The 25,027-nt window shown below is 68.0% G+C and carries 31 protein-coding genes and 1 riboswitch; of the genes, 16 read left to right on the top strand and 15 right to left on the bottom strand.

The genetic code is table 11. The features are described 5' to 3' along the window. Positions 1 to 229: 229 nt before the first annotated feature. The 5 genes from gcvPB to QZ814_RS05220 all read right to left on the bottom strand — a co-directional run bounded on the left by gcvPB (position 230) and on the right by QZ814_RS05220 (position 6,206). Positions 230 to 1,804 carry an aminomethyl-transferring glycine dehydrogenase subunit GcvPB gene (gcvPB, locus tag QZ814_RS05240; RefSeq protein WP_294330029.1) on the bottom strand — a complete coding sequence of 525 codons (1,575 nt, stop codon included), beginning with the start codon at positions 1,802 to 1,804 and terminating at the stop codon, positions 230 to 232. Then, positions 1,801 to 3,159, bottom strand: a complete 1,359-nt coding sequence (gcvPA, locus tag QZ814_RS05235; protein ID WP_294330028.1) for an aminomethyl-transferring glycine dehydrogenase subunit GcvPA — start codon at positions 3,157 to 3,159, stop codon at positions 1,801 to 1,803. Before gcvPA ends, gcvPB begins: the two co-directional genes overlap by 4 nt. A 391-nt stretch (positions 3,160 to 3,550) precedes the next feature. Beyond that, a complete protein-coding gene (gene gcvH, locus QZ814_RS05230) occupies positions 3,551 to 3,922 on the bottom strand; it encodes a glycine cleavage system protein GcvH (protein ID WP_294258568.1) in 372 nt (123 codons plus the stop codon). A 1-nt stretch (position 3,923) separates the two neighbouring features. Next, the gene (gcvT, locus tag QZ814_RS05225) at positions 3,924 to 5,084 is read right to left on the bottom strand and encodes a glycine cleavage system aminomethyltransferase GcvT (RefSeq protein ID WP_294330027.1); all 1,161 of its coding nucleotides are present in this window, start codon (positions 5,082 to 5,084) and stop codon (positions 3,924 to 3,926) included. Between the two features lie 167 nt (positions 5,085 to 5,251). Beyond that, positions 5,252 to 5,342: riboswitch (glycine riboswitch) on the bottom strand. Between the two features lie 225 nt (positions 5,343 to 5,567). Beyond that, the gene (locus tag QZ814_RS05220; RefSeq protein WP_294330026.1) at positions 5,568 to 6,206 is read right to left on the bottom strand and encodes a hypothetical protein; all 639 of its coding nucleotides are present in this window, start codon (positions 6,204 to 6,206) and stop codon (positions 5,568 to 5,570) included. A gap of 121 nt (positions 6,207 to 6,327) precedes the next feature. On the opposite strand from QZ814_RS05220, the gene ispH reads away from it, so the two are divergent. From ispH to rnhA, 3 genes are read left to right on the top strand one after another with little or no spacing between them, the layout of a single operon-like run. Further along, positions 6,328 to 7,281, top strand: a complete 954-nt coding sequence (gene ispH / locus QZ814_RS05215) for a 4-hydroxy-3-methylbut-2-enyl diphosphate reductase (RefSeq protein WP_294330025.1) — start codon at positions 6,328 to 6,330, stop codon at positions 7,279 to 7,281. Beyond that, on the top strand, positions 7,281 to 8,237 hold the full coding sequence (gene thrB, locus QZ814_RS05210) for a homoserine kinase (protein WP_294330024.1): 957 nt from the start codon (positions 7,281 to 7,283) through the stop codon (positions 8,235 to 8,237). Before ispH ends, thrB begins: the two co-directional genes overlap by 1 nt. Then, positions 8,234 to 8,680: a ribonuclease HI gene (gene rnhA, locus QZ814_RS05205; protein ID WP_294330023.1), complete on the top strand. Its 447-nt coding sequence runs from the start codon at positions 8,234 to 8,236 to the stop codon at positions 8,678 to 8,680. The genes thrB and rnhA overlap by 4 nt, the downstream gene beginning before the upstream one ends. A 49-nt stretch (positions 8,681 to 8,729) precedes the next feature. On the opposite strand, the gene QZ814_RS05200 is transcribed toward rnhA, so the two are convergent. Beyond that, entirely contained in the window at positions 8,730 to 8,942 is a 213-nt protein-coding gene (locus QZ814_RS05200; RefSeq protein ID WP_294330022.1) for a hypothetical protein, read from the bottom strand. A 136-nt stretch (positions 8,943 to 9,078) separates the two neighbouring features. Here QZ814_RS05200 and QZ814_RS05195 point away from each other — a divergent pair, with 136 nt between their 5' ends. Then, positions 9,079 to 9,447, top strand: a complete 369-nt coding sequence (locus QZ814_RS05195) for a hypothetical protein (RefSeq protein ID WP_294330021.1) — start codon at positions 9,079 to 9,081, stop codon at positions 9,445 to 9,447. Between the two features lie 29 nt (positions 9,448 to 9,476). Here the strand turns inward: QZ814_RS05195 and QZ814_RS05190 are convergent, their stop codons facing one another. The 4 genes from QZ814_RS05190 to QZ814_RS05175 all read right to left on the bottom strand — a co-directional run bounded on the left by QZ814_RS05190 (position 9,477) and on the right by QZ814_RS05175 (position 12,303). Further along, positions 9,477 to 9,779, bottom strand: coding sequence for a hypothetical protein (locus QZ814_RS05190; protein ID WP_294330020.1), 303 nt, complete (start codon positions 9,777 to 9,779; stop codon positions 9,477 to 9,479). 273 nt (positions 9,780 to 10,052) lie between these two features. Further along, positions 10,053 to 10,703 carry a CoA transferase subunit B gene (locus QZ814_RS05185; RefSeq protein ID WP_294330019.1) on the bottom strand — a complete coding sequence of 217 codons (651 nt, stop codon included), beginning with the start codon at positions 10,701 to 10,703 and terminating at the stop codon, positions 10,053 to 10,055. Next, a complete protein-coding gene (locus QZ814_RS05180; protein WP_294330018.1) occupies positions 10,703 to 11,599 on the bottom strand; it encodes an HAD family acid phosphatase in 897 nt (298 codons plus the stop codon). The genes QZ814_RS05185 and QZ814_RS05180 overlap by 1 nt, the downstream gene beginning before the upstream one ends. Further along, on the bottom strand, positions 11,596 to 12,303 hold the full coding sequence (locus QZ814_RS05175; RefSeq protein ID WP_294330017.1) for a CoA transferase subunit A: 708 nt from the start codon (positions 12,301 to 12,303) through the stop codon (positions 11,596 to 11,598). The genes QZ814_RS05180 and QZ814_RS05175 overlap by 4 nt, the downstream gene beginning before the upstream one ends. Before the next feature lie 240 nt (positions 12,304 to 12,543). Here QZ814_RS05175 and QZ814_RS05170 point away from each other — a divergent pair, with 240 nt between their 5' ends. From QZ814_RS05170 to QZ814_RS05155, 4 genes are all read left to right on the top strand, one after another. After that, complete coding sequence (locus tag QZ814_RS05170; protein WP_294330016.1) at positions 12,544 to 13,074, top strand: porin family protein; 531 nt, start codon at positions 12,544 to 12,546, stop codon at positions 13,072 to 13,074. Between the two features lie 288 nt (positions 13,075 to 13,362). Beyond that, complete coding sequence (locus QZ814_RS05165; RefSeq protein ID WP_294330015.1) at positions 13,363 to 13,893, top strand: porin family protein; 531 nt, start codon at positions 13,363 to 13,365, stop codon at positions 13,891 to 13,893. 173 nt (positions 13,894 to 14,066) lie between these two features. Further along, positions 14,067 to 15,722: a thiamine pyrophosphate-binding protein gene (locus tag QZ814_RS05160; RefSeq protein ID WP_294330014.1), complete on the top strand. Its 1,656-nt coding sequence runs from the start codon at positions 14,067 to 14,069 to the stop codon at positions 15,720 to 15,722. Positions 15,723 to 15,765: 43 nt separating this feature from the next. Next, positions 15,766 to 16,023 carry a hypothetical protein gene (locus QZ814_RS05155; protein ID WP_294330013.1) on the top strand — a complete coding sequence of 86 codons (258 nt, stop codon included), beginning with the start codon at positions 15,766 to 15,768 and terminating at the stop codon, positions 16,021 to 16,023. 367 nt (positions 16,024 to 16,390) lie between these two features. Here the strand turns inward: QZ814_RS05155 and QZ814_RS05150 are convergent, their stop codons facing one another. From QZ814_RS05150 to thiS, 3 genes are all read right to left on the bottom strand, one after another. Next, complete coding sequence (locus QZ814_RS05150) at positions 16,391 to 16,561, bottom strand: CsbD family protein (protein ID WP_294330012.1); 171 nt, start codon at positions 16,559 to 16,561, stop codon at positions 16,391 to 16,393. A gap of 91 nt (positions 16,562 to 16,652) precedes the next feature. Beyond that, positions 16,653 to 17,423: an alpha/beta hydrolase gene (locus tag QZ814_RS05145; RefSeq protein WP_294330011.1), complete on the bottom strand. Its 771-nt coding sequence runs from the start codon at positions 17,421 to 17,423 to the stop codon at positions 16,653 to 16,655. Continuing rightward, on the bottom strand, positions 17,423 to 18,427 hold the full coding sequence (thiS, locus tag QZ814_RS05140; RefSeq protein WP_294330010.1) for a sulfur carrier protein ThiS: 1,005 nt from the start codon (positions 18,425 to 18,427) through the stop codon (positions 17,423 to 17,425). Before thiS ends, QZ814_RS05145 begins: the two co-directional genes overlap by 1 nt. An 80-nt stretch (positions 18,428 to 18,507) precedes the next feature. Here thiS and aroQ point away from each other — a divergent pair, with 80 nt between their 5' ends. Genes aroQ through arsC form a run of 4 tightly spaced genes read left to right on the top strand, consistent with a single transcriptional unit; the run spans position 18,508 to position 21,175 of the window. Beyond that, positions 18,508 to 18,942, top strand: coding sequence for a type II 3-dehydroquinate dehydratase (gene aroQ / locus QZ814_RS05135; RefSeq protein WP_294330009.1), 435 nt, complete (start codon positions 18,508 to 18,510; stop codon positions 18,940 to 18,942). A 43-nt stretch (positions 18,943 to 18,985) separates the two neighbouring features. Beyond that, on the top strand, positions 18,986 to 19,468 hold the full coding sequence (gene accB, locus QZ814_RS05130; protein ID WP_294330008.1) for an acetyl-CoA carboxylase biotin carboxyl carrier protein: 483 nt from the start codon (positions 18,986 to 18,988) through the stop codon (positions 19,466 to 19,468). 10 nt (positions 19,469 to 19,478) lie between these two features. Beyond that, a complete protein-coding gene (gene accC / locus QZ814_RS05125; protein WP_294330007.1) occupies positions 19,479 to 20,843 on the top strand; it encodes an acetyl-CoA carboxylase biotin carboxylase subunit in 1,365 nt (454 codons plus the stop codon). After that, positions 20,840 to 21,175: an arsenate reductase (glutaredoxin) gene (gene arsC, locus QZ814_RS05120; protein ID WP_294330006.1), complete on the top strand. Its 336-nt coding sequence runs from the start codon at positions 20,840 to 20,842 to the stop codon at positions 21,173 to 21,175. The genes accC and arsC overlap by 4 nt, the downstream gene beginning before the upstream one ends. A gap of 137 nt (positions 21,176 to 21,312) precedes the next feature. On the opposite strand, the gene QZ814_RS05115 is transcribed toward arsC, so the two are convergent. Next, positions 21,313 to 22,161, bottom strand: a complete 849-nt coding sequence (locus QZ814_RS05115; RefSeq protein WP_294330005.1) for an SDR family oxidoreductase — start codon at positions 22,159 to 22,161, stop codon at positions 21,313 to 21,315. Positions 22,162 to 22,250: 89 nt separating this feature from the next. Here QZ814_RS05115 and QZ814_RS05110 point away from each other — a divergent pair, with 89 nt between their 5' ends. From QZ814_RS05110 to QZ814_RS05100, 3 genes are all read left to right on the top strand, one after another. Further along, positions 22,251 to 22,646: a helix-turn-helix domain-containing protein gene (locus QZ814_RS05110; RefSeq protein WP_294330004.1), complete on the top strand. Its 396-nt coding sequence runs from the start codon at positions 22,251 to 22,253 to the stop codon at positions 22,644 to 22,646. 241 nt (positions 22,647 to 22,887) lie between these two features. Continuing rightward, positions 22,888 to 23,238 (top strand): CidA/LrgA family protein, encoded by a 351-nt coding sequence (locus QZ814_RS05105; RefSeq protein WP_294330003.1) that lies wholly within the window; start codon positions 22,888 to 22,890, stop codon positions 23,236 to 23,238. Beyond that, positions 23,235 to 23,936, top strand: coding sequence for an LrgB family protein (locus QZ814_RS05100; RefSeq protein ID WP_294330002.1), 702 nt, complete (start codon positions 23,235 to 23,237; stop codon positions 23,934 to 23,936). Before QZ814_RS05105 ends, QZ814_RS05100 begins: the two co-directional genes overlap by 4 nt. 2 nt (positions 23,937 to 23,938) lie before the next feature. Here QZ814_RS05100 and QZ814_RS05095 read toward each other — a convergent pair whose 3' ends face one another. Beyond that, positions 23,939 to 24,313: a PAS domain-containing protein gene (locus tag QZ814_RS05095; RefSeq protein ID WP_294330001.1), complete on the bottom strand. Its 375-nt coding sequence runs from the start codon at positions 24,311 to 24,313 to the stop codon at positions 23,939 to 23,941. Positions 24,314 to 24,411: 98 nt separating this feature from the next. On the opposite strand from QZ814_RS05095, the gene QZ814_RS05090 reads away from it, so the two are divergent. Then, a partial coding sequence (locus QZ814_RS05090; RefSeq protein WP_294330000.1) for an AIR synthase related protein occupies positions 24,412 to 25,027 on the top strand: 616 nt, incomplete at its 3' end.

Genomic DNA, 25,027 nt, shown 5'->3' with positions numbered 1-25,027 from the left:
GGTTCGGCCATCCGCAGGACAGGGGGTCAACGGTTTGCCATCCCGCCGCTTCCCCCAAGCGGGCCCGACGCAGGACGTGCGGGCGGATACGGTATGCAGAGCACGAAGGACGATCGCAAGAGCCACGCGCATCTCGGCGATCGATCCGGCGAGAACGCAAAACGCCGGCTGGAAGCGGGGGCTTCCAGCCGGCGTGTGCGACCCTCTTGGGGGGTGTCGGGTCGGCGGCTTACTCGGCCGCTTCGGCGGGTGCCGCGTCCTTGTAGGCCAGCACCGGCTTGCGCGCGGCGAGCGTCTCGTCGAGGCGGCGGCGGGGGGCGAAGTGCGGTGCGCTCTTCAGCGCCGCCTCGCCCTGCTTGGCCTTGCTCGCGACGTTGCGGAACGCGCCGATGAACTGGTCGAGCGCCGCCTTGCTCTCGGTCTCGGTCGGCTCGACCAGCATCGCGCCGTGGACGACCAGCGGGAAATACACCGTCATCGGGTGATAGCCCTCGTCGATCAGCCCCTTGGCGATGTCGATCGTCGAGAAGCCCTCGGGCAGGCCCTTGTCGCTGAAGATCGCCTCATGCATGCACGGGCCGGTCTTGGCGAAGGGCGCGTCGAGCACGTCCTCCATCGAACGCAGCACATAGTTCGCGTTGAGCACCGAATCCTCGGCGACCTGGCGCAGGCCGTCGGCACCGTGGCTGAGGATATAGGTCAGCGCGCGGGTGAACATGCCCATCTGGCCGTGGAAGGCGGTCATGCGACCGAAGGTGCCGGCATGATGCTCCTCGGCATTCTCCTCCTCGACGATGCGATAGCCGCTCTCGGTCTTCTCGACGAAGGGCAGCGGCGCATAGGGCGCCAGCGCTGCCGACAGCACGACCGGGCCCGAACCCGGGCCGCCGCCGCCATGCGGGGTGGAGAAGGTCTTGTGGAGGTTGATGTGCATCGCATCGACGCCGAGATCGCCCGGGCGCACCCGGCCGACGATCGCGTTGAAGTTGGCGCCGTCGCAATAGACATAGCCGCCCGCGGCATGGACCGCGTCCGAGATGTCCTTGAGGTCCGGCTCGAACAGCCCGCAGGTGTTCGGGTTGGTGATCATCACGCCGGCAATGTCCGGCCCCAGCCGCGCCTTGAGCGCCGCCACGTCGACCCGGCCTTCCGGGGTCGCGGGGATGTCCTCCACCGCGAAGCCGGCGAAGGCGGCCGTCGCCGGGTTGGTGCCGTGCGCGCTCTCCGGCACCAGCATGATGCGGCGCGCGGTCTCGCCCTTGGCGTCGAGCGCGGCACGGATCGCCAGCACGCCGCAGAGTTCGCCATGCGCGCCGGCCTTGGGGCTCATCGCCACCGCCTGCATGCCGGTGAGCGTGATCAGCCAGTGCGCGAGCTGGTCGATCGCCTCCAGCGCGCCCTGCACGGTATCGACCGGCTGCAGCGGGTGGATGTCGGCGAAGCCCGGCAGGCGCGCCATCCGCTCGTTGAGGCGCGGATTGTGCTTCATCGTGCAGCTGCCCAGCGGGAACAGGCCGAGGTCGATGGCGTAGTTCTGGCGGCTGAGGCGGGTGTAATGGCGCACCGTTTCCGGCTCGGACAGGCCCGGCAGGCCGATGGCCTTCGAGCGCTCCATGCCGGCCAGGCGCGACTTGCCCGCGGGGGCCTCGCCGAAATCGACGCCGGTGGTGTCGGCCGAACCGATTTCGAAGATCAGCGCCTCTTCCAGCATCAGCGCGCGGTTGCCGGTGAAGGTGCCCTCGGCGGTCTCACCGCCCTGCGACGGCGTGGTGGGGCGCCAGCCCGACGGATTGATCGTGCTCATGCCAGCACCTCCTCGAGCGCGGAGGCAAGCGTCTCGACGTCCTCCTCCGTGGTGGTTTCGGTGACCGCGACGACGAGGCCGTTCTGGAGGTCCTCGACGCCCGGATAGAGACGGCCCAGCGACACACCGGCCAGGATGCCCTTGTCGGCCAGCTGGCGGACGACCGGGCGCGCTTCCTTCGACAGCTTCAGGGTGAATTCGTTGAAGAACCGGTCGGTGACCAGCTCCACCCCGTCCACTTCGGCCAGGCGATCGGCAGCGGCGCTGGCGCCGACATGGTTGAGCTCGGCGAGCTGGCGCAGGCCCTTCTCGCCCAGCAGCGTCATGTGCACCGACATGGCGAGCGCGCACAGCACCGAGCTGGTGCAGATGTTCGACGTCGCCTTTTCGCGGCGGATATGCTGCTCGCGGGTGGACAGCGTCAGCACGAAGCCGCGCTTGCCGCTGGCGTCGACGGTCTCGCCACAGAGCCGGCCCGGCATCTGGCGGACCAGCTTTTCCGAGCAGGCGAACAGGCCGACATAGGGGCCGCCGAACTGGAGGCCGACGCCGAGCGACTGTCCCTCGCCGACGACGATGTCCGCACCCATCTCGCCGGGCGCCTTGATCGCCCCCAGCGCCACCGGCTCGGTGACGACGGCGATCAGCAGCGCCTTCTTGGCGTGGCAGGCGTCCGCGAGTGCCGACATGTCCTCGATGCGGCCGAGAATGTCGGGATACTGGACGACCACGCACGAGGTGTCGGCGTCAATGGAGTTAATGAGGTCGAGCGTGTCTGGCTCGGGGCTCAGCGTCGGCACGCCGGTGACGAGCTGGTCGCCGGTGAAGCGCGCCATCGTCTTGGCGACCGAGACATAATGCGGGTGCAGGCCGCCCGAGAGGATCGCCTTGCCGCGCTTGGTGACGCGCCGCGCCATCGAGATCGCTTCCCAGCACGCGGTCGAGCCGTCGTACATCGAGGCGTTGGCGACGTCGCAGCCCAGCAGCCGCGCGATCTGGCTCTGGAACTCGAACATCATCTGCAGCGTGCCCTGCGCGATTTCCGGCTGGTAGGGCGTATAGGCGGTGAGGAACTCGCCGCGCTGGATGAGGTGATCGACCGAGGCCGGCACATGGTGGCGATAGGCCCCTGCCCCCAGGAAGAACGGCGCTTCGCCGGCCGCCAGGTTCTTGCGCGCGAGCGCGGTCATGTGGCGTTCGACCGCGAGTTCCGATGCGTGCATCGGCAGGCCGGCGATCGGCCCGCTGAGGCGGGCGCTTTCGGGCACGTCGACGAACAGGTCGTCGATCGACTTGGCGCCGATCGTGCCAAGCATCGCCTGACGGTCGGCCGGGGTAAGGGGCAGGTAGCGCATCGACTGTCCTACTCTACCTCCCGAAGACGGGAGGGATGATGGGTTGGGATCGAAGCGATCCCATCTTGCTTTCATTTCCTCCCCCTTGACGGGGGAGGATAGCGGAGCTTGGCGCTTCAGCGCCTAGCGCAGCTTGGAGAGGGTGAGCGGCTGCACCGCAGCCGCGCGATTTGCTCCGCAAATCGCCCCCTCTCCCTCCCACTGCCTCCGGCAGCGGGCCCCTCCCTCCCCCGCAAGGGGGGAGGGGGAAAGAGACCATTGCCCCCTCTTCTTAAGCCCCTCCCCTTCAGGGGAGGGGTTGGGGGTGGGGCAGTCCGGTCAGCGGGGCGGGTCGCTCCTGGAGAGGCCCCCACCCCAACCCCTCACCTGAAGGGGAGGGGCTAGTAAGAAATCACAGCTTGCTCACGAATGCCTGGTACTTGGCCTCGTTCATCAGGCCGTCCAGCTCGCTCTCGTCGCTGAGCGTCATCTTGAAGAACCAGCCTTCGCCTTCCGGATCCTCGTTCACCAGCGCGGGGTTGTCGGCGAGGTCGCCATTGCCCTCGACGACGGTGCCCGACACCGGCGCGTACACGTCCGACGCCGCCTTGACGCTCTCGACAACGGCGGCATCGTCGCCCTTGCTCAGTTCCTTGCCCTCGTCGGGCACTTCGACGAACACGATGTCGCCGAGCTGGCTCTGGGCATATTCGGTGATGCCGACCGTCGCGACGTCGCCGTCGACTTCGATCCACTCATGGTCTTCGGTAAAATAACGGCTCATGTCACGCTCCCTTTCGGACATAGCGGTGGGGGACGAAGGGCAGTGCCACAACCTCCGCGGAATGCTGCTTGCCCCGCTGGACAAGCGTAATCTTGGTGCCGGCCGCTGCAAGGGCCGACGGCACATAGGCCATCGCGATCGGCTTCTGCACGCTCGGCGCGAACCCGCCCGAGGTGACCTTGCCGACTTCCGCGCCCGAGGCATCGACCACCGCCGCGCCCTCGCGCACCGGCTGGCGGCCCTCGACGATCAGCCCGACGCGCTTCATGGCACTTCCCTGCGCGCGCTCGGCGAGGATGCGCTCGGCACCGGCGAACCCGCCCTCTTCGCGGCGGCGCTTGGACAGCGCGAAGCCGAGATCGGCGGCGACCGGCGTGGTCTCCAGATCGAGGTCATGACCGTAGAGCGGCAGGCCGGCCTCCAGGCGCAGCGAGTCGCGCGCGCCGAGGCCGATCGGCTTCACCTCGGGCTGCGCGGTCAGCGCGTCGGCGAACGCCTCCGCCGCCTCACCCGGCAGCGAAATCTCGTAGCCGTCCTCGCCGGTGTAGCCCGAGCGGCTGACCCAAAGCGGGTTGCCGTTCCACTCGAACGCGGCGGCGGTCATGAAGACGAGCTTCTCGACGCCCGGCAGCACGCGGGCGAGCGCGGTCACCGCCTCCGGCCCCTGCAGCGCCAGCAGCGCCTGGTCCTCGAGGTGGTTGATCGTCACTTCGTCGGGCAGATACTCGCGGAACACGCCGAGATCGTCCCACTTGGTCGCACCGTTGACGACCATGTAGATCGTGCCGCCCTCGATCTCGAAGGCATTGTCGGCCGGCAGGCGGGTCATCATCAGGTCGTCATGGATGCCGCCCTCTTCGCTGAGCAGCAGCGAATAGCGCATCCGGCCCTCGCCCAGGCCCTTCACGTCGCCCGGCAGCAGCGTTTCGAGCCCTGCGTCGAACTCGACGCCCGAGAAGAGCAGCTGGCCCATATGGCTGACGTCGAACAGCCCGGCATGCTCGCGCGTCCAGAGATGCTCGGCCATGATGCCTTCATACTGGACCGGCATCGCATAGCCCGCGAACGGCACCATCCGGCCGCCGCGCGCGCGGTGCCAGGCGTCGAGCGGCAGCGTCTCGATCGGCGTTTCGGTGACGGTGTCTTCGGCGGCTTCGCTCATCGGGGCACTCCGGGCATCAAGGGTTCAACGGCGCGCATGGAGCCGAAGCCCCCGCAACGCCATCGCCCCCTCTGTCACGGAACCTGAGAGCTTTCGCGCGGGTTTGGACCCGGCTTACCCCTTCGGTGGAGCCCGACCTTCAAGGCCGGCTCGCTTTCCAGAGTGTCGTGGCCTGCGCGGTCCTCGGTGCCTGAGAGATTCCGGGGCGGTTGCTCCTTCGGCGATCCGGCGAACCGGATTCTCTCCCGCGCATGCCCATGCCGGTTGCCCGGCATCGACGGTGGCGAGCCTTGGCGGCAGGGCTGGCGCGAGTCAATCGGGATTGCGGTGAATTTAGATCCTCCCCGGGACGGGGAGGGGGACCGCGCGACGCCAGCCGCGTGGTGGAGGGGGGCCGCCGCACCGGACTCGCTTGTGAAGCGCCCCCTCCACCATGCTGCGCATGGTCCCCCTCCCCGTCCCGGGGAGGATCTTAAGATCGGATCACCGCGTCGCGTTGTACTTGAGCTGGTCGTCGGTCAGCTGGAAGCCGATCAGCGCCTCGAACGTCGCCGAGAGCACCGAGCGGCGGACATTGGGATCGGTCAGCGGATCGGTCGCCGCCGATTCGTCGCCGGCGCGGCGCTTGGCGGTCAGGCGGCGGCGGACCTCGTCGGGGAGCGTCGCGGCGGCGTGCGAGACGCTGCTCGTCGCCTGGCCCACCGCGCTGGCACGGATCTGGCCGGCATCGAAGTGCAGCGTGATGTTGGCGACACGCTTTGCCTCCACCTGGGTACCCCCGCGCACGACGCTCAGGAAATAGGGCAGCACCACGTCGCGCGCCGGGCCGGCATCGCGGCGGCGGGCCAGCACGTCGAACTTGATGGTGGTCACCACCTGGTCGCCGGAGTCGTCGCAGGACGGCTGCACATTGGTGATCGTCGCCACCACGTCGATCGCGCTCGCCTCGCGGCTGGTCGCCGGATCGAACAGGGTCACGTCGCCGAGCCCTGCGGGGATCGCCACCGTGGGGCAGGCGGTGCGGACCGCGCTGATGCCGCCCTCGGTGATTTCGCCGGTGCGGGCGCAGCCGCCGGCGGCGAGCAGGATCAGGGCGGGAACGGTGAACTTCGCGACAGACAAGGGTGGGCAACCTTTCGAACCGAACAGCCGCCCCCCATCTCGCACGGACCGGGGCCGGAACGGCGCGCACCATAGGAACCGCCTTCCGCCCGCGCAAGCAATCGCGTAGAGGCTCGACCCGATGGCAAACACCGAAAAGCGTCCCCTGGAGCTGCTGATCGCAGCGCCCCGCGGCTTCTGCGCCGGCGTCGACCGCGCGATCCGCATCGTCGAACTCGCGATCGAGAAATATGGCGCGCCGGTCTATGTCCGGCACGAGATCGTCCACAACAAGTTCGTCGTCGAGAATCTGCGCGCCAAGGGCGCGGTGTTCGTCGAGACGCTGGACCATGTGCCGGACGGCGTGCCGGTGGTCTTCTCCGCCCACGGCGTGCCCAAGGCGGTGCCGCACAAGGCCGAGCAGCGCGGGCTCTCCTATCTGGACGCGACCTGCCCGCTCGTCTCCAAGGTCCATCGCCAGGCCGAGCGCCATGTCGCGGCCGGGCGGCACATCCTGTTCGTCGGCCACCACGGCCATCCGGAGGTGATCGGCACCTTCGGCCAGGTCCCCGAGGGCGCGATGACGCTGGTCGAGACCGAGGCGGATGCCGAATCCGTGGTGGTGCCCGATCCCGAGAACCTCGCCTTCCTCACCCAGACCACGCTGTCGGTGGACGATACCGCGGCGGTGCTCGGCATCCTCAAGCGCCGCTTCCCGACGATGCTGGCGCCGGGTGCGGACGACATCTGCTATGCCACCTCGAACCGCCAGGGCGCGGTGAAGGCGATCGCCGACCAGGCCGAGTTGGTGCTGGTGATCGGCGCCCCCAACTCCTCCAACTCGCTGCGGCTGGTCGAGGTTGCCAAGCGCGGCGGCGCCCGCGCGGTGCTGATCCAGCGCGCGGCCGAGATCGACTTTGCCTGGTTCGACGGTGTTTCCAAGGTCGGCATCAGCGCCGGCGCCTCGGCTCCCGAAGTGCTGGTGCGCGAAGTGGTCGAGCAGATCGGCACCCGGTTCGCGGTGACCGAGCGCGAGGTCGAGACGGTCGAGGAGAACGTCACCTTCAAGCTGCCGCGCGGGCTCGAGGCGGCGTAATGGCGGTCTATACGCAGGTTTCGGCCGAGGCGCTCTCCGCGTTTCTCGAGCGCTTCGACGTCGGTGAGCTCGTCTCCGCCAAGGGCATCGCCGAGGGCGTGGAGAACAGCAACTATCTGGTCGACACGACCAAGAGCCGCTTCATCCTGACGCTGTACGAAAAGCGCGTCGAGCAGGGCGACCTGCCCTATTTCATGGCGCTGCTCGATCACTGCGCCGATCGCGGGCTGCCGGTGCCCCCGGCGGTGCCCGATCGCGACGGCACGCTGATCCACCAGTTGGAGGGCCGCCCGGCGTGCCTGATCCAGTTCCTGTCGGGCGTCTCGGTCTCGCATCCCACCCCGGCACAGGCGCGCGCGGCGGCCGAGGCGATGGGCAAGATGCACAAGGCGGTCGCAGACTTCCCGCAGGACCGCCCCAATTCGATGGGCGTCGACACCTGGCGCCCGCTGTTCGAGCGGTGCGGCACCAGCCTCAACCAGATCGCGCCGGGCCTGTACAACGAGATCGGCACGGCCCTCGACCGCGTCACCGCCGCCTGGCCGCGCGAAGGCTTCGATAGCTGCGCGATCCATGCCGACCTGTTCCCGGACAATGTCCTGATGCTCGGCAACCGGGTGACCGGGCTGATCGACTTCTACTTCGCCTCCACCGATCTGCGGCTCTACGACCTGGCGGTGATGCACACCGCCTGGGCGTTCGACTCGACGGGTGAGCGGTTCGATCCCTATGTCTCCGAAGCCCTGCTCCAGGGCTATGAGACCAGCTACACGCTGTCGGAACAGGAGCGGGCGATCCTGCCGCTGCTGGCGACCGGCGCCTGCATCCGCTTCACCCTGTCGCGTGCCTGGGACTGGCTCAACACCCCCGCCGACGCGCTGGTGACGCGCAAGGACCCGCTGGCCTTCTGGCGGCGGTCGCACGTCTACGCTTCCGCATTGGGAGCGATCGCATGACCGCCGAGCTCCAGCATGTCGAGATCGCGACCGACGGCGCGTGCAAGGGCAACCCCGGCCCGGGCGGCTGGGGCGCGCTGCTGCGCATGGGCGACGTCGAGAAGGAACTGTCCGGCGGCGAGGCGCACACCACCAACAACCGCATGGAGCTGATGGCCGCGATCGAGGGGCTGAAGGCCTTGAAGCGCCCCTGCCGGGTGACGCTCTCCACCGACAGCCGCTATGTGATGGACGGCCTGACCAAGTGGATCCATGGCTGGATGAAGAATGGCTGGAAGACCGCCGACAAGAAGCCGGTCAAGAATGCCGACCTCTGGCAAGAACTCCTCGCCGCCGCCAAGCCGCACCGGGTCGAGTGGAAATGGGTGAAGGGCCATGCCGGGCATCCCGACAACGAGCGCGCGGACAAACTGGCCAGCGATGCGGCAGTGGCGGCGCGATAAACGGCCGAGCGGCAAGGGGCGACGATGCCGCCCCTTGCCGTTGTTAGGCTCAGCCGTGCTGGGCCGCCGCGCGCTTCTTTGCGACCTTCGCCTGGTGATGGCCGACGAGGCAACCTGCCGCCGCACCGGCGACCGCATGCCCCTTGCCGACGAAGTGGCCTGCTACGCCGCCCACCGCCGCGCCCTTGACGCAGCCTGCGGCCAGCGACGGGCTGGAGACGAGACAGGCCGCAGCGAGGGCGGCGAGGAACTTGGGCTTCATATGCTATCCTCTCGTTGAATCCGGATCGTAGAACGCATCGGTTCGCGGAAGGATCAACCGGCGGAACGCTGGCTGTCGCTCGCGCCCCGGTGTGGGGAAACGCACGCAGGTGCCGCGAAGGCGGAAAGGAACGGGCATGTTCGGATGGTTCAGGAAGCGCGCGGCACGGCCGCAACCCGAAACGCGCTGGATCGTCGCGCTGGCGCTTGAGCATGTCGCGATCACCGACGCCCATGGCGGCGTGCGGCGCCTGGCCCTGACCGACCTGCGTGGCGTCACGATCGAGACCAATGATTCCGGCCCGTGGGGCACGGATGTCTGGTGGCTGCTGTTCGGCGCCGACGACCGCCTGGCCTGCGCCTTCCCCCAAGGCGCGACCGGCGAGGCGGCGTTGCTCGACTATCTGTGTGCGCTGCCCGGCTTTGATTTCGCGGCGATGGGCCGGGCGATGGGATCGACGGACAACGCAGTGTTCCCGGTCTGGCGGAAGGACGACGCGCGCTGACGGCGATGGCCGTCCCAAACGATACAGCCTCAGCCGTCCATCACCTGCCAGCCCTTGGCGTCGACCAGCAGCCAGGTCTTGCGCTGCACCCAGCGGCCTTTGACGCGGTGCTGCCAGGTGCATTGGAACTCGGTGGGCTCCTCGTCCGGCGCGCGGCACCGGATGGAGCGGACATCCGCTGCCTGCAACCGGCCGGTACGGAAGGGCACCAGCACCGCGTCGACCTTGTTGATCGCCGCCGCGAACGCTCGCGGGGTGATCGTGCCGCGGACGACCGCCATGGCCGGCGTGGCGGAAAGCAGCAGGACGGCGACGGCGCTGAGGGTCTTCATCGCACAAGGGTGAACCGCAGGCCGGTGCGGGTCAACGCGGCGAAGGGGCATCCTCACCCCATTTGGCAAGAAGCGTAATCGCCTCTGCCCCCTCCCCGTCATCCCCGCAGAGGCGGGGATCCATTGGCGCGGATGCCGAAGTTCCTTCCCCCAGCGCACAGGCGAATGGATTCCCGCCTTCGCGGGAAGGACAGCGGCATTTGGCTGCTGCCTCCCATACGCCTCCCGCAGGGCGCCCCATATCCTCCCCCTGGCGGGGGAGGATTTGCGGGATCACGCCGTCGCCAGCGCGACCTCATACTGCGCCGTGGTCTTCGCCGCGACTTCCTCCGCGGTCACGCCCGGCGCCAGCTCGATCAGCCGGAACGGCGAGGCATGATCCACGCGCGAAAACACCGCGAGGTCGGTGATGATCATGTCGACCACATTCTTGCCCGTCAGCGGCAGCGTGCAGTCGGGGATGAACTTGGGGCTGCCGTCCTTGGCGGTATGCTCCATCACCACGATGATCTTCTTGACGCCGGCGACCAGGTCCATCGCGCCGCCCATGCCCTTGATCATCTTGCCCGGGATCATCCAGTTGGCGATGTCGCCGCCCTGGCTCACTTCCATCGCGCCGAGCACGGTCAGGTCGATATGCCCGCCGCGGATCATCGCGAAGCTGTCCGCCGAGCTGAAATAGACCGAGCTGGGCAGCTCGCTGATCGTCTGCTTGCCGGCGTTGATCAGGTCCGGGTCCTCGTCGCCCTCATACGGGAACGGACCGATGCCGAGCATGCCGTTCTCGGACTGGAGCGTCACCTCCACCCCCGCCGGAATGTGGTTCGCCACCAGCGTCGGGATGCCGATTCCCAGATTGACGTAGAAGCCGTCCTGCAGCTCCTGCGCGGCGCGCGCCGCCATGTCGTCGCGGGTCCAGGCCATCACTGCTTCTCCTGCGAATCCGTCCAGCGCGTCGCCGGCGGGAAGGTTTGGTCATAGGTGGAACCGAGCCCGGTTCCGTAGACGGGGTTGGGCAGCACGAACCAGCCGCGCCCCCACATCGCGCCGATCACCGGACTTGCCGCCGCCGCGCGCCGCTCGGGCGAGGTGAGGCCGGCGAACAGGTCGGTGAAGTCGCCGAGCTGGTCGCCGCCCATCGCCACCACGCACCAGCGCTGGGCGATCAGGTTGCGGCGGGCGTCCTTGCCCGACTTGCCGTCGACATCGCCCTTGAGGAACAGCGTCTCGCCGTGCTTCGCGGGACCCAGCCCCGCGAAGTTCAGCGCGGCTTCGGTCTGCTCGGCGTTGGCGGCGGCGCGGTTGGTGTTGAAGATCACCGTGACGCCCATCGCCCTGAGCGCGCGCACCGCGTCGAGCGCGCCGGGGACGGCGGCGACCTTCATCGCGCCGGTCTTTTCCCAACGGTCCCAGCGCGCCGAATCCCAGCCGCCCGAACGCCGCGCGTCGTCGCTCTCATAGCCGAGGTTGAGCAGCAGCGTCTCGTCGACGTCGAACACCGCCGCCGCCGGCTTGTCGCCGCAGGGCTGGAAGCGCGGGGTGGCCAGCGTCGCGTCGGGCGTCAGCACGACCGAATTGCGCGGGTGCGGGCCCTTGGGATCGTCCTTGGCCATGCGGGCGCGGACCTGATCGACCAGCGCGTTGTACGCCTGCACGCTCAGCGCCGCCGCCTCGCCCGAACCGTAGAGATATTGCATCCCCGCGGGCGCGCTGCCCGGGGCCGCCGGCGTGGGTGCGGGCGGTGCCTGCGTCACGCTCGCATCGACGACGCAGCCGGACAGCGCCAGCCCGCCGGCGAGCAGCAGCGCGGCCCGCCTCATGCCGCCTCGCGCGGGCGGACGGTGCGGAACTCGATCTTCTTGTCGTAGGGCGCACCGACGATCAGCCGCTTCACATAGATGCCCGGCAGGTGGATCTGGTCGGGGTCGAGGCTGCCGACCGGCACCACTTCCTCCACCTCGGCGACACACAGGTGGCTGGCGGTCGCCATCGGCTGGTTGAAGTTGCGCGCGGTCTTGCGGAAAATGAGGTTGCCCGCCTCGTCCGCCTTCCAGCCCTTGATGATCGAGAGGTCGGCGCGGATGCCGCGCTCGAGGATATATTCCTCCCCGTCGAACACCTTCACTTCCTTGCCCTCGGCCACCTTCGTGCCGACGCCGGTCTTGGTGTAGAAGCCGGGAATGCCCGCGCCCCCTGCCCGGCAGCGCTCGGCGAGCGTGCCTTGCGGGCAGAATTCCACCTCCAGCTCGCCGGAGAGGTACTGGCGCTCGAACTCCTTGTTCTCGCCGACATAGGAAGAGATCATCTTCTTCACCTGGCGGCTGCGCAGCAGCTTGCCCAGGCCCTCGTTATCGATGCCGGCATTGTTCGAGGCGATGGTGAGGTCCTTGACCCCCGAAGCCTGGATCGCGTCGATCAGCCGCTCGGGGATGCCGCACAGGCCGAAACCGCCCGCGCAGATCATCATCCCGTCGAACAGCAGCCCTTCCAGCGCTGCGTTCGCGTTGGGGTAGAGCTTGTCCATCGACGATTCCCTCCAAGAGTTTGGGGCGGCGATAATCCCGCCGAGGCGGCGCGGTCAAGCGAACCTGAACCGGCTTTCAACTCAGGCCCCCTTCCCCTACGGCAAGGCCGCCTGTTGCATTCATGCAACAGTCAGAGGTGTAATGCATTTGTCATATTGCACCTGCGAACCAAAGGCCTACCTAGGCGCTCTGGATGGCCATCCTGATATAACAAGTAACAAGTCCAAAGGTATATTATCATGCGTATTTTCGCAGCGACGGCGCTCGCCCTCATGGCCTCCGCAACCCCCGCCCTGGCGCAGGACGCGACCTTCCAGGGTCCGCGCGTCGAGGCCGTTGCCGGTTGGGACAACCTCAAGACCACCGGTCTGAGCGGCTCGGGCTTCGTCTATGGCGGCGCAGCGGGCTATGACCTGCAGCGCGGCAACCTCGTGGTCGGCGTCGACGGCGAGATCACCGGCACGACCACCGACAAGACCGTCGGGACCGCGATCATCAAGGGCGGCCGCGACCTCTATGCCGGCGTCCGCATCGGCTTCGTCGTCGCGCCGAGCACGCTGGTCTATGGCAAGGTCGGCTATGACAACAGCCGCGTGATCGGCCGTTCGGGCGCGCTGCGCGTCACCGACGACCTCGACGGCGTGCGCGTCGGCGGCGGTGTCGAGCGCAGCTTCGGCCGTTACTATGGCAAGGTCGAGTATCGCTACACCAACGCGTCGGACGACGTGGTGCGCCACCAGGTGCTGGCCGGCATCGGCTACCGCTTCTGAGCGACCGACGGCGTTGAGGCGCCAGTATTTGCGCTTCGCTTCCCGGAACCCCGCATCGGCAACGATGCGGGGTTTTTCGTGTCCGCGATACGCCATGCCCGGCGCAACGGCGAAACCGGGCCGGCCGCCGCCGACTGTGCACGCCGACACGCTCCAAATGTTGCATATATGCTACACCTTCATGCTTATTTAACCTTCCATCTTGTGAATGCATCGTAACATGCTAGATGAAAACCGTGATGGCGTTTCCAGCACATGTATGTGTAAATTGAGTAGGTAGAATATATAATGCGTTCGTTTATTGCGCCAGTAATCGCGCTGATGGCGTCGGCAACGCCTGCTTTCGCGCAGGACAGCACCTTCCAGGGCCCCCGCGTTGAAGCACTTGCGGGTTGGGACAATGTGAAGGGCAACGGCACCAGCCTCAGCGGCTTCACCTATGGCGGCGCAGCGGGCTACGACCTGCAGCTGGAGAAGACCGTGCTCGGCATCGAAGGCGAAGTCACCGGCTCGACCGCGAAGAAGACGTTTGACGACTTCTCCTCGAGCACTGGCCGCGACCTCTATGTCGGCGGCCGCATCGGCTATATCGTTGCCCCTGCCACGCTGCTCTACGGCAAGGTCGGCTATGACAACAGCCGCGTCGTCGAGCGGTCCGAAGAAGGACGCCTGGCCAAGAACCTCGATGGTCTTCGCCTCGGCGCCGGCGTCGAGCACAGCTTCGGCAAATACTATGGCAAGCTCGAATATCGCTACACCAACCTGACGCAGAACCTCGTGCGCCACCAGGTGCTCGCCGGTCTCGGCGTCCGCTTCTGAGCGAACGGAACCGGGGCGCGCTCCTCTCTCCGCGCCCCGCCTCCGGGGAGCCCCGCATCGGCGACGATGCGGGGCTTTTCTGTTCCGGCAGGCGACTCCCCCACCGGCCGAGACGGCACGGGGTGCGGTTCGGCGGGATTGGCCGCTGCCGCTTTTCCTCCTAGCATCGACGCATGACCACGAACCGTACCGGGGGCCGGATCCTCGTCGACAATCTGGTCGCACAGGGCTGCGACCGCATCTTCCACGTACCGGGCGAGAGCTTCCTCGCCGTGCTCGACGCGTTGCACGACACGCCCGAGATAGATCTGGTAACCTGCCGCCAGGAAGGCGGCGCGGCGTTCATGGCCTGTGCCGACGGCGCGATGACCGGGCGGCCGGGGGTGTGCTTCGTCACGCGGGGCCCGGGTGCGACCAACGCCAGCATCGGCGTGCATGTCGCGATGCAGGATTCGCAGCCGATGCTGCTGTTCATCGGCGATGTCGACCGCGGCATGCGCGACCGCGAGGGCTTCCAGGAAGTCGACCTGCCGGCGATGTTCGCGCCGCTCGCCAAATGGGCGACGCGGATCGAGGATGCGCGGCGCATTCCCGAATATGTCGCCCGCGCCTGGAACGTCGCGACCTCGGGCCGACCGGGCCCGGTGGTGATCGCGCTGCCCGAGGACATGCTGCTGGATGTGGTGGCGGCGGTCGACCGCCCCGCCATCGCCGAGCCGATCCAGGCCGCCGACGCCTTCGATCTCGACCAGCTCTACGACCTGCTGCGCGGTGCCGAGCGGCCGATCGCGATCGTGGGCGGCGCGGGCTGGGACTCGGACACGGCGGAGGATTTTGCCCGCTTCGCCGAGTCGATCGACCTGCCGGTCGCCTGCGCCTTTCGGCGGCAGGACGCGATCGACAACGCCTCGCCGGTATGGGCGGGCAATCTCGGCTACGGCCCCAACCCCAAGCTGGCCGAACGGATCAAGGCGGCGGACCTGCTGCTGGTGGTCGGCGCGCGGCTCGGCGAGGCGACGACCGATGGCTATAGCCTGATCACCCCCGAGCATCCCGGGCAGACGCTGGTCCATGTCCATCCGGACCCCAATGAGTTTCACCGCGTCTACCGCGTCGACCTGCCGATCTGCGCGCGGCCATTCGAGTTCGCGGTGGCGGCGGCGGCGACTGCCGAGGCGGCGGGCCTGCCCCGCTTCGACGGCGCGGCCGCCCATGCCGAATGGCTGGAGTGGTCGACCCCCAAGCCGCGCGAGGGCGTGGCACTCGATCTCGGCCCTTGCGTCGCGGCAATGCGCGCGGCGCTTCCCGCCGACACGATCATCTGCAACGGCGCGGGCAATTTCTCGGGCTGGTGGCACCGCTACTGGCACTATGCCGCCCAGCCGAGCCAGCTTGCCCCCACCGCCGGGGCGATGGGCTATGGCGTGCCGGCGGCGGTAGCCGCGGCGCTCCGCTTTCCGGAACGCAAGGTGGTGGCGGTCGCCGGCGACGGCGACTTCCTGATGAACGGGCAGGAGCTCGCCACCGCCGTCCAGCACAATGCCGACCTGCTGGTGATCCTGGTCGACAATGGCGCCTATGGCACGATCCGCATGCACCAGGAGCGCGAATTCCCCGCGCGGCTTTCCGGCACGCAGCTGCGCAATCCCGATTTCGCCGCCCTCGCCCGGGCGTTCGGCGGCTGGGCGACCACCGTGGAAACCACCGAGGCGTTTGCGCCGGCGCTCGCCGAGGCGCTCGCCCAGCCGGGGCTCAAGCTGTTGCATTGCAAGACGGATATCGAAGTGATCAGCCCGGCGACCACCGTCACGAAGCTGCGAAATCGATGAAAGGCTAGGAGGCCGTTAACCGCCACCATTTTATGCTGCGGGCATGGCACAGCAAACAGTAGAACGGTGGCGCACGGCGCATATCGGCAAGCGCGGCGATCGGGTCCGGATCGACGGCCATCCGGTGTGGCAGCGCGAGTGGCGCTGGATCAACAAGAACGTGGTGCGGCTGCCGCATCCGCTGCGCACCAGCGAAACCTTCGCCTTCATGATCTGCGAAATCGGCAATCCCAATGCACCGACCCGCTTCGCCGCGGCGCAGATCGAACCGGACATGTGGGCGTTCTACGTGCCGGATTGATTCCCCTCCTACGCCCCGCCTCCTGGGAGGAGGGGTTGGGGGTGGAGGGATTCCACAACGTCCGCTCGTCTCGGTAAGACACTCCCCGCCCCAACCCCACCCTGGAAGGTCGGGGCAATGGCATAGGGGATCGCGAGGCCGCTCGCCCAACAATACTCTGTCGTTCCCGCGAAGGCGGGAATCCATTCGCCTGTGCGCTGGGGGACAGAGCCACCGCACCAGCACCAATGGATCCCCGCCTTCGCGGGGATGACGGCCTGGTTTTGCGATATGCGATTACCCTGCTTGCAGGGCCGGGAGTCGAAGCCCGCAAAAAAACGGGCCGCACCTCGCGGTACGGCCCGTCTTCATCCGGTTTCGGCCGAGATCAGATGTCGTCGCCTAGCGCGCCCTTGACCTTGCCGCCGAGCTGCTGGGCCTTGCCCTTGGCTTCCTGCGCGGCACCTTCGGCCTGCGTTTCCGGATCGCTGCTGTGCTGCTTCACCTTGCCAGCCAGCTCATTGATATTGCCTTTGATCTTGTCGGTCAGCTCACCCATGATCGTACCTCCTGGCTAGGGCCGGATGCCATCGAACACGACATCATCGACTTGGCCGGAAGAACGTGCGGTGGGGGCCGCCGGTTCCCGATCAGCCCTTCGTCACGTCGTGCAGGAACGCCAGCGTCGCGCGCCATGCATCGGCGGCACCTTCCGGGTTCTTCATCCGCAGCAGCGTCGAGCTGCCATGCACCCCGCCCTGCTTCGGATAGAATTGCGTCTTCTGCCGCGACGGCGATGCCGCGAGGATCGCATGCGCCGCCTCCTGCTCCTGCAGGGTCTGCGCCGAGGTGACGAAGATCGGCGCGGTGACCTTCGCCGCCGCGCGGGCGACCGCGCCCTTGTCATCGAGATATTCGCCCGGCGAGAAGGCGAGCAGCGCCTGCACCTGCCCCGGATGCTCGGCGGCGAGCAGGAACACCAGCGCTGCCGAATAGCTGCTGCCCCACAAGACGATCGGCAGCTTCTGCGCGCGGCCCCAGGCAAAGGCGGCGTCGAGATCCCGCTTGGCCTCAGCATAGCTGCCCGAATGGCCGAGCGCCTGCACCGTCTCGTTGACGCCGTACAGCGTGCCGCCCGCGCGCTGGTCGATCCGCAGCGACGAATAGCCGGCCTGCGCCAGCTGGGGCGCGAGCAGGGCATATTCGTCCTTGCCCGATTCGGCCTGATGGAACAGCAGCAGCAGCGCCCTGGGCTGGGCCGCTCGGGTATAGACGCCGGCGATCTTCACCCCGTCGGCGGCGGTGAGCGTCACCGAATCGGCAGAGACCGGCCCGGCAGTTGCCGCCGGATCGCGCTGCGGCCGAGGATGGCAGCCCGCCACGGCGAGCAACGCCAGCGCCGCCACCGCCCCGGCCCGCATCAGATCAGCCCCGCCAGCGGGCTCGACGGATCGGCATAGCGGCGCTTGGCCATGCGGCCCGCACGGTAGGAGAGCCGCCCGGCTTCCACCGCCGCCTTCATCGCCGCCGCCATCAGGATGGGGTCCTTCGCCTCGGCGATGGCCGTGTTCATCAGCACGCCGTCGCAGCCCAGTTCCATCGCCACCGCCGCGTCCGAGGCCGAGCCGACGCCCGCATCGACCAACACCGGCACCTTGGCGCCCTCGACGATCAGCCGGATCGTCACCTGGTTCTGGATGCCGAGGCCCGATCCGATCGGCGCGCCCAGCGGCATGATCGCCACCGCACCCGCATCCTCCAGCCGCTTGGCGGCGATGGGATCGTCGACGCAATAGACCATCGGCAGGAAGCCTTCCTTGGCCAGTACCTCGGTCGCGCGCAGCGTCTCGACCATGTCCGGATAGAGCGTCCGCGCCTCGCCGAGCACTTCCAGCTTCACCAGCTCCCAGCCGCCCGCCTCGCGCGCCAGCCGCAGCGTGCGGATCGCCGACTCGGCATCGAAGCAGCCGGCGGTATTGGGAAGGTAGGTGATCTTCTTCGGGTCGATATAGTCGGTGAGCATCGGCGCCTTGGGGTCGCTCACATTCACCCGGCGCACCGCCACGGTGACGATCTCAGCGCCCGACGCGGCGACGGCCGCGGCATTCTGCTCGAAATCCTTGTACTTGCCGGTGCCGACGATCAGCCGCGAGCGGAAGGTCTTGCCCGCCACCGTCCAGCTGTCGTCGGCAAGCGGCGCGGCATGGTCGCCGCCGCCGACAAAGTGGACGATCTCCAGCTCGTCGCCGTCCTCGACGACCACCTGCCCGAGCGTCGAGCGCGGGACGACCTCGAGGTTGCGTTCGACCGCCACCTTCTCGGGCACCAGCCCCAGTTCGCTCGCCAGTTGCGCGAGCGTGAGCCCGGCGGTGATCCGCTTGTGTTCGCCGTTGACCCGGATGGAGACAGTGCCGTCGCTGTGCATGAGGTGCCTTGGATTTGATCGGAGACGCGGGGTCATATAGGGAGACCCGCATCCTACCCGCAACCGAAAGGCGCCTGGCTTTGGCCGATACGATCTTCGTCTTGAATGGTCCCAACCTCAACCTGCTGGGGCTGCGCGAGCCGGAAATCTACGGCACCGACACGCTGGACGATATCGCCGGCATGCTGGAGGACCGCGCCCGCGAACTGGGCCTCGAGATCGAGATGCGCCAGTCGAATCACGAGGGCCATCTGATCGACTGGCTGCACGAGGCGCAGGCGGTAGGTGCCCGTGCCGTGTTGCTCAACGCAGGCGGGTTCACCCATGCGTCCATTGCGCTGCACGATGCGATCAAGAGCATCCGCACGCCGGTGATCGAGGTCCATCTGTCGAACCCGCTGGCGCGCGAAGCCTTCCGCCATATCAGCTATGTCGGCCGTGCCGCGAAAGGCACGGTGGCCGGGTTTGGTGCGAACTCCTACATACTCGCGCTTGAAGCCGCCGCGCGTCTCTGACAGAGGGCGCCGTTTCATTTACGGAATTTAAAAGAAGGGTCGTATGGCCGAAGAAACCAAGACGGGTGCAATGATGGTCGATATCGAGCTGGTCCGCCAGCTCGCCGCAGTGCTCGACGACACCCAGCTCACCGAGATCGAAGTCGAGGACGGCGAACGCCGCGTCCGCGTCGCCCGCAAGGTGACCGCAGCGCCGGCACCGGTTCAGTACGCCGCGCCGGCCGCGCCGATGCTCGCTGCCCCGGCAGCTGCCGCTGCGCCCGCCGAGATCGTCGCCGCCCACCAGCCGACCGCCAATGCGGTCAAGTCGCCGATGGTCGGCACCGCCTATCTCAAGCCGAATCCCGAAGCGAAGACCTTCGTGACGGTGGGCCAGCAGGTCGCCGCCGGCGACACGCTGCTGATCATCGAGGCGATGAAGGTGATGAACCCGATCCACGCGCCGACCGCCGGCACGGTCAAGGCGATCCTGGTCGAGAACGGCCAGCCGGTCGAGTTCGACCAGCCGCTCGTCGTGGTCGAGTAACGGAACGCCCATGCCCGAGATCAAGAAGCTGCTGATCGCCAATCGCGGCGAGATCGCGCTGCGCATCCACCGCGCCTGCCACGAAATGGGCATCAAGACGGTGGCGGTGCACTCCACCGCCGATGCCGATGCGATGCATGTGCGCCTGGCGGACGAGGCGATCTGCATCGGCCCGCCGGCCGCGGCGGAGAGCTATCTCAACGTGCCCAACATCATCTCGGCGGCCGAGATCTCGGGCGCGGATGCGATCCACCCGGGCTATGGCTTCCTCTCGGAGAACGCCCAGTTCGCCGAGATCGTCGAGGCGCACGGTCTGATCTTCGTCGGGCCCAAGCCCGAGCATATCCGCACGATGGGCGACAAGATCGAGGCGAAGCGCACCGCCGGCGCGCTCGGCCTGCCGCTGGTGCCGGGCTCGGACGGCCCGATCAGCGACCTGGAAGAGGCCAAGGCGATCGCCGCCAAGGCCGGCTATCCGGTGATCATCAAGGCCGCCTCGGGCGGCGGTGGTCGCGGCATGAAGGTGTGCACCAGCGAGGAGCAGCTCGAAACGCTGATGCAGCAGGCGGGCTCGGAAGCGAAGGCCGCGTTCGGCGACGCCACGGTGTACCTTGAGAAGTATCTCGGCAACCCGCGCCACATCGAGTTCCAGGTGTTCGGCGACGGCAACGGCAACGCGATCCACTTGGGCGAGCGCGACTGCTCGCTCCAGCGCCGCCACCAGAAGGTGCTCGAAGAGGCGCTGTCGCCGGTGATCACGCCGGAAGAGCGTGCGCACATGGGCGGCATCGTCGCCAAGGCGATGTCCGACATGGGCTATCGCGGCGCCGGCACGATCGAGTTCCTGTGGGAAAATGGCGCGTTCTACTTCATCGAGATGAACACCCGCCTTCAGGTCGAGCATCCGGTAACCGAGATGATCACCGGCATGGACCTGGTCCGCGAGCAGATCCGCGTCGCCGAAGGGCACGGCCTGTCGGTGCGCCAGGAGGATCTGGAGTTCCGCGGCCACGCGATCGAATGCCGCATCAACGCCGAGGATCCGCGCACCTTCGCGCCCTCGCCGGGCACGATCACCCACTTCCACGCGCCGGGCGGCATGCACGTGCGCGTCGATAGCGGCATCTATTCGGGCTACCGCATCCCGCCCTACTACGACTCGATGATCGCCAAGCTGATCGTCTATGGCCGCACCCGCGAGGGCTGCATCCTGCGGCTGAAGCGCGCGCTCGAAGAGTTCGTGGTCGACGGCATCAAGACGACGATCCCGCTCCACCAGGCGCTGCTCGACGACCCCGAGTTCCTGAAGGGCGACTATACGATCAAGTGGCTCGAGGAGTGGCTCGCCAAGCAGGACGAGGCCGCCGCGGCGTGAAGGCCACCATCTACCACAACCCGCGCTGCTCCAAGTCGCGCGAGGCGCTGGCGATCCTCAAGGACGCCGGCGCCGAGGTGGAGGTGGTCGAGTATCTGAAGACCCCGCCGAGCCGTGAAACGCTGGCGGCGCTGTACCAGCGCGCAGGCATGACCGCGCGCGACGGCCTGCGCGTCGCCGAGGACGCCGCCAAGCCGCTGAAGAACGCGGACGACGACACCATCCTCGACGCGATGGCGGCCAACCCGATCCTGATCGAACGCCCGCTGGTGGTCACCGAGCGCGGCGTTCGGCTGGGTCGCCCGCCCGAAAAGGTGCGGGAAATCCTGTAACGGGCAATCCTCCCCCGCCAGGGGGAGGTGGCGCGCGAAGCGCGACGGAGGGGGAGGTGAGCGAACCGGCCGCCGTGCTTCCTCTCCCTCCGTCAGGCTGCGCCTGACACCTCCCCCTGGCGGGGCAGGATCAGGACTCAGCCCTTCACCCCTGTCGCGATCGTCTCGCGCCACGGCGTGGTCGGGCGGCCGATCAGCCCGGACAGCGTCTTCGAATCGTCGAACAGCGCGCCGTCCGCCACCCGGGCATCGCTGTCCGCGAGGATCGCGGCGAACGGGCCCGGCAGCCCCGCACCTTCCAGCGCCTTGGCATAGTCCGCCTGGGGCAGGTTCTGGAAGGGCACCGGCTTGCCGGCGATGTCCGAGAGCGCCGCTGCCAGCTCGGCCAGCGTGAAACCGCTATCGCCTGCCAGCTCGAAAACGCCGGCGATACCCCGGGTCAGCACCACGGCTGCCGCCTCGGCATAGTCGGCACGCGAGGCTGCGGAGACCACGCCGTCGCCCGCGCTGCCGATCAGCACGCCGTGCGCGATCGCGGCACCCGCACCCATCAGATAATTCTCGGTATACCAGCCATTGCGGAGCAGCGCGTGCGGCACGCCGCTTTCGGCCAGCAGATCCTCGGTCGCCTTGTGCTCGGCGGCGAGCAGCACCGGCGAGGTCTGCGCGCGAAGAATGCTGGTATAGGCGATCAGCTCTACCCCCGCCGCCTTGGCCGCATCGATCACCGCACGATGCTGCGGCACGCGACTGCCCACCGCATTGCCGGAGATGAGCAGCAGCCGCGTCACGCCCGCCAGCGCCGGCGCCAGCGTTTCCGGCGCATCATAGTCGAACGCGCGGACCGTCACGCCCTTGGCGGCGAAATCGGCGACGCTCGCGGGATTGCGCACCAGCGCGACGATCTGATCGGGCGCGACCTTCTCCAGCAGCGAGTCGACGACGAGGCGGCCCAGCTGGCCCGAGGCTCCGGTAACGGCGTACATGGCGTATTCCCTTCCTTGATGGATTGACGCCAGCGATCTAGCGACCCACTTACGAATCGTAAGTACGCACATGAAGGTAAGTATCAAAAATGTCCGCCGATCGTCCCCGCACCCTGGCCGCCATGATGGACCGCGGCGACGTGTTCGTGCCCGACTGCCCGTCGCGTGCGGTGCTCAAGCGGATCACCAGCAGCTGGGGGCTGCTGGTGCTGGTGGCCCTGCAGGGCGGCACCCGCCGCTTCAGCGAACTGCGCCGCCGGGTGAACGGGGTGAGCGAACGCATGCTCGCCCAGACGCTCCAGCAACTGGAGGCGCACCAGCTCGTCACCCGCCGCAGCTTGCCGGTGGTGCCGCCACATGTCGAATACAGCCTCACCCCGCTCGGCCGGGAGGCCGCAGCGAAGGTCGAGGATCTGGTCGAGTGGATCCAGGCGAACATCGCCGCGCTGATGCCGGTGGAGGCACAGGCAGAGGCGGCCGAGTAGCAGGTTCGCCCCTCCTCCCCCAACGTCATCCCCGCGAAAGCGGGGATCCATTGGCCCAGGTGGTGCCGCTACATCCCCGGCGTCCTGGCAAATGGATTCCCGCCTTCGCGGGAATGACGATCGGGGTGTGGTGGCCGCGGGCCTTCGCCTCGAAGGCACACCCCCACTTACGCCGCCCGCAACCGCCCCGCACTTCCCCCGCAGTATACCTCGCCGCGCTCCCATGGCATGGCGCGCGGCCATGATCGCCGCCATCGCCACCCTGCTCCTCTGCCAGCTGCTCGGCGAGGGGATTCACCTGCTGACCGGGCTGCCGCTACCAGGCGCGGTCATCGGCATGTTCCTGCTGCTCGGCTGGCTGCTGCTGCGCCCTGGCGAGCGGCCCACCCTGGTGCAGGTGTCCGCGTGGCTCACCGCCCATCTGTCGGTGATGTTCGTCCCGGCCGCGGTCGGCCTGATCGAACAGGGCCCGGTGCTGTCGAAGAACGGCGTCGCGATCCTGGTTGCCACGCTTGCCTCTACCGTGCTCACCATGACGGTGACCGCGGTCGTCTTCGGCTGGGCGCTCCGTCGGCAGGAGCCCGGCGCATGAGCGCGCTATGGCACATGCTCCAGGCAACGCCGTTGCTCTGGCTCAGCGTCACCCTCCTCGTGTTCGAAGCGGCCGACCGTATCTCGAAGCGCACCAACCGCCACCCGCTCTGCCACCCGGTGCTCACCGCCACGCCGGTGGTGATCGGCGTGGTGCTCCTCACCCGGACACCCTATCCCGTCTATGCGCAGAACACCGCGGTCCTCACCTTCCTGCTGGGACCGGCGACGGTGGGCCTCGCCGTGCCCCTCTGGCGAAGCCGCGCGCTGATCCGCCGGGCCGCCGGGCCGCTGCTGCTTGCGCTGTTCGCTGGATCGCTCACCTCGATCGTGAGCGTCACCGGAATCGTGTGGGCGTTCGGCGGTACCGCTCAGATCATCGCTACCGTCGCGCCACGTTCGGTGACGACGCCCGTCGCCATGGCGCTGGCGTCCCAGCTCGGCGGCATTCCGGCGCTGGCCGCCGTGGTGGTGCTTATCGCGGGCGTGTTCGGTGCGATGATCGCCACGCCGCTCCTGACCCTGCTGCGCATCCAGGATTTCCGCGTGCGCGGCTTCGCGACCGGCGTTGCAGCCCACGGCGTCGGCATGGCCCGCGCCTTCCAGGTGTCGGAGCTGGGCGGCACCTTCGCCGGCGTCGGCATGGCGCTCAACGCCGCGATGACCGCGCTGCTGCTCACGCTGTGGGCGGTGCTGTAGGCTTACTCGTCCGTCACGTCCCGTTTGGTGCCATAGAGCCGCACCGACTTGCCATCGACGCACTCCACATCGGCGGTCAGCCGCATCTTGCGCAAGGCGCCGTCGCGGCGGCGGATCGTCACGTCGATGGTGAAGCTGCTGCATTCGGCGATCGCACGGCTGCGGACCTGTTCGAGGAGCGCCGCCGACTCGGGCGTGTACATCGCCACCACCTCGTCGCGGGTGACCGGATGCCCCGGCGGAAAGCCGAAAAGGTCGAACACGCCGGGCGACCAGTGCAGCGTGTTCGTCGCCAGGTCGCACTCCCAGGCGGCCGGCAGCGGGACCAGCGGGTCGCCGGCGCGCAGTCCGTGGCTGAGGAGCGGCAGGATGGGCATGGCGCAATGCTACGCCGCCGACCCTTAACGCCGCGTTTTCCGCGTCCGCCAAACTGCCGGGGTGACGCGCGCGCAACACCCCGCTAAGGGGTCCGGCCATGACCCAGATCACGCCCGAGATCGTGGCCGAGCACGGCCTGTCGCCCGAAGAATATGACCGCGTCCTGAAGGCGCTCGGTCGCGAGCCCAACCTGACCGAGCTCGGCATCTTCTCGGTGATGTGGTCCGAGCATTGCAGCTACAAGTCCAGCCGCATCCACCTGAAGAAGCTGCCCACCACCGGCCCGCAGGTCATTTGCGGCCCCGGCGAGAATGCCGGCGTCGTCGACATCGGCGACGGCCAGGCCGCGATCTTCAAGATGGAGAGCCACAACCACCCGTCCTATATCGAGCCCTATCAGGGCGCGGCGACCGGCGTCGGCGGCATCCTGCGCGACGTGTTCACCATGGGCGCGCGCCCGATCGCCAACATGAACGCGCTGCGCTTCGGCCGGCCCGACCATCCCAAGATGAAGCACCTGATCGCCGGCGTCGTCCACGGCATCGGCGGCTATGGCAATTGCGTCGGCGTGCCGACCGTGGGCGGCGAGGTGAACTTCCACCCGGCCTATGACGGCAACATCCTGGTCAACGCGATGACCGTCGGCATCGCCGATACCGACAAGATCTTCTATTCGGCGGCCTCGGGCGTCGGCAACCCGATCGTCTATGTCG

It is taken from the genome of uncultured Sphingomonas sp. (assembly GCF_913777625.1).
Lineage (GTDB): Bacteria > Pseudomonadota > Alphaproteobacteria > Sphingomonadales > Sphingomonadaceae > Sphingomonas.
The sequence above is the reverse complement of the archived record's forward strand: the minus strand, read 5'-3'. Positions and strand labels throughout refer to the sequence as shown.

Bases quoted from the DNA above. Each gene is read 5' to 3' on its own strand.
- gcvT (WP_294330027.1), bottom strand. From the start codon at position 5,084: ATGAGCGAAGCCGCCGAAGACACCGTCACCGAAACGCCGATCGAGACG.
- QZ814_RS05165 (WP_294330015.1), top strand. From the start codon at position 13,363: ATGCGTTCGTTTATTGCGCCAGTAATCGCGCTGATGGCGTCGGCAACG.
- QZ814_RS05185 (WP_294330019.1), bottom strand. From the start codon at position 10,703: ATGGCCTGGACCCGCGACGACATGGCGGCGCGCGCCGCGCAGGAGCTG.
- QZ814_RS05150 (WP_294330012.1), bottom strand. From the start codon at position 16,561: ATGGGTGAGCTGACCGACAAGATCAAAGGCAATATCAATGAGCTGGCT.
- QZ814_RS05175 (WP_294330017.1), bottom strand. From the start codon at position 12,303: ATGGACAAGCTCTACCCCAACGCGAACGCAGCGCTGGAAGGGCTGCTG.
- thiS (WP_294330010.1), bottom strand. From the start codon at position 18,427: ATGCACAGCGACGGCACTGTCTCCATCCGGGTCAACGGCGAACACAAG.
- gcvPB (WP_294330029.1), bottom strand. From the start codon at position 1,804: ATGAGCACGATCAATCCGTCGGGCTGGCGCCCCACCACGCCGTCGCAG.
- gcvPA (WP_294330028.1), bottom strand. From the start codon at position 3,159: ATGCGCTACCTGCCCCTTACCCCGGCCGACCGTCAGGCGATGCTTGGC.
- QZ814_RS05160 (WP_294330014.1), top strand. From the start codon at position 14,067: ATGACCACGAACCGTACCGGGGGCCGGATCCTCGTCGACAATCTGGTC.
- QZ814_RS05180 (WP_294330018.1), bottom strand. From the start codon at position 11,599: ATGAGGCGGGCCGCGCTGCTGCTCGCCGGCGGGCTGGCGCTGTCCGGC.
- QZ814_RS05115 (WP_294330005.1), bottom strand. From the start codon at position 22,161: ATGTACGCCGTTACCGGAGCCTCGGGCCAGCTGGGCCGCCTCGTCGTC.
- accC (WP_294330007.1), top strand. From the start codon at position 19,479: ATGCCCGAGATCAAGAAGCTGCTGATCGCCAATCGCGGCGAGATCGCG.
- gcvH (WP_294258568.1), bottom strand. From the start codon at position 3,922: ATGAGCCGTTATTTTACCGAAGACCATGAGTGGATCGAAGTCGACGGC.
- QZ814_RS05110 (WP_294330004.1), top strand. From the start codon at position 22,251: ATGTCCGCCGATCGTCCCCGCACCCTGGCCGCCATGATGGACCGCGGC.
- QZ814_RS05105 (WP_294330003.1), top strand. From the start codon at position 22,888: ATGATCGCCGCCATCGCCACCCTGCTCCTCTGCCAGCTGCTCGGCGAG.
- QZ814_RS05195 (WP_294330021.1), top strand. From the start codon at position 9,079: ATGTTCGGATGGTTCAGGAAGCGCGCGGCACGGCCGCAACCCGAAACG.
- QZ814_RS05170 (WP_294330016.1), top strand. From the start codon at position 12,544: ATGCGTATTTTCGCAGCGACGGCGCTCGCCCTCATGGCCTCCGCAACC.
- QZ814_RS05100 (WP_294330002.1), top strand. From the start codon at position 23,235: ATGAGCGCGCTATGGCACATGCTCCAGGCAACGCCGTTGCTCTGGCTC.
- QZ814_RS05200 (WP_294330022.1), bottom strand. From the start codon at position 8,942: ATGAAGCCCAAGTTCCTCGCCGCCCTCGCTGCGGCCTGTCTCGTCTCC.
- QZ814_RS05095 (WP_294330001.1), bottom strand. From the start codon at position 24,313: ATGCCCATCCTGCCGCTCCTCAGCCACGGACTGCGCGCCGGCGACCCG.
- thrB (WP_294330024.1), top strand. From the start codon at position 7,281: ATGGCGGTCTATACGCAGGTTTCGGCCGAGGCGCTCTCCGCGTTTCTC.
- ispH (WP_294330025.1), top strand. From the start codon at position 6,328: ATGGCAAACACCGAAAAGCGTCCCCTGGAGCTGCTGATCGCAGCGCCC.
- accB (WP_294330008.1), top strand. From the start codon at position 18,986: ATGGCCGAAGAAACCAAGACGGGTGCAATGATGGTCGATATCGAGCTG.
- rnhA (WP_294330023.1), top strand. From the start codon at position 8,234: ATGACCGCCGAGCTCCAGCATGTCGAGATCGCGACCGACGGCGCGTGC.
- QZ814_RS05155 (WP_294330013.1), top strand. From the start codon at position 15,766: ATGGCACAGCAAACAGTAGAACGGTGGCGCACGGCGCATATCGGCAAG.
- QZ814_RS05190 (WP_294330020.1), bottom strand. From the start codon at position 9,779: ATGAAGACCCTCAGCGCCGTCGCCGTCCTGCTGCTTTCCGCCACGCCG.
- QZ814_RS05145 (WP_294330011.1), bottom strand. From the start codon at position 17,423: ATGCGGGCCGGGGCGGTGGCGGCGCTGGCGTTGCTCGCCGTGGCGGGC.